Below are 1,014 nucleotides of genomic sequence, written 5' to 3'. Positions count from 1 at the left end.
GCGATTAGAGGCTGCAAATTGCAGGTCTTTGTTAGCACAAGATATCGACCCTAAGGCTCACCGAGAAGAGCAGAAAAGGGAGAATCTAAAAGAACGAAAGAATACCTTAGCTGTTGTGGCTAATGAGCTAATTGAATCCAAGCGCTTGAAAGTCAAAAAAGAAACCGCTGACACGATGCAGTTGCGTTTTGACAAACATCTCTTGGCAAAGCTTGGTGATATACCTTTAAGTAAAATTGATGTCAGAGATGTTGAGCTAACTCTTAGACCTCTGGTGAATGAAGGCAAACTGGAGACGGTCAAACGTCTAAGTACTTTTATCAACGAAGTAATGCGCTATGCATTTATTCGTAGAATCATTCCATTTAACCATCTGGCCGACATTTCCAAGTTATTCCCAAGCCCTAATGTGCGGCATTCGCCGACGATACCCTGCAAGGAATTGCCAGATTTTCTAGAAACACTTTCGAACGCCAACATCAGGCCACTAACCCGTCTGTTAATACTATGGCAATTACATACCATGACTCGCCCAAAAGAAGCCGCAACAGCACGTTGGGATGAGATTGACATAGAGAGCCGTGAGTGGGTAATTCCGGCAGAAAAAATGAAAATGAAGAAAGAGCATACAGTTTATCTGAGTGATGAGGTAATCGCTCTGTTACGAGAAATCAAAGACCTAAACACTAATCGTGAATATCTCTTTCCGGGCTATAGAAACCCTAGAACCCATGTGAACAGCGAAGCCGCGAACACCGCGTTAAAACGTATGGGCTACAAAGATCGAATGGTGGCTCATGGGATGCGAGCATTGTCCAGTACAACGTTGTATGAGAGTGGAAAATTTCGATCAGAAGTTATCGAGCAATCGTTAGCACACGCAGAAAATAATGAGGTTAAGGCAGCCTACAACAGAGCGAAGTATGAGGTCGAAAGAAGGGAGTTAATGGCATGGTGGGGAAAACATATTCAGTCTGCATCTCTGGGGGATATGGCTGTTGTTTCACTTGATGA

The 1,014-nt window shown here is 43.6% G+C and carries 1 protein-coding gene; it reads left to right on the top strand.

The genetic code is table 11. From position 1 onward, the window contains the following. Positions 1-28 precede the first annotated feature (28 nt). Positions 29-1,014 (top strand): tyrosine-type recombinase/integrase (locus A3750_RS02260; RefSeq protein ID WP_068547989.1); only part of this gene is annotated, 986 nt, incomplete at its 3' end.

Source organism: Oleiphilus sp. HI0079 (genome assembly GCF_001635105.1).
The sequence above is the reverse complement of the archived record's forward strand: the minus strand, read 5'-3'. Positions and strand labels throughout refer to the sequence as shown.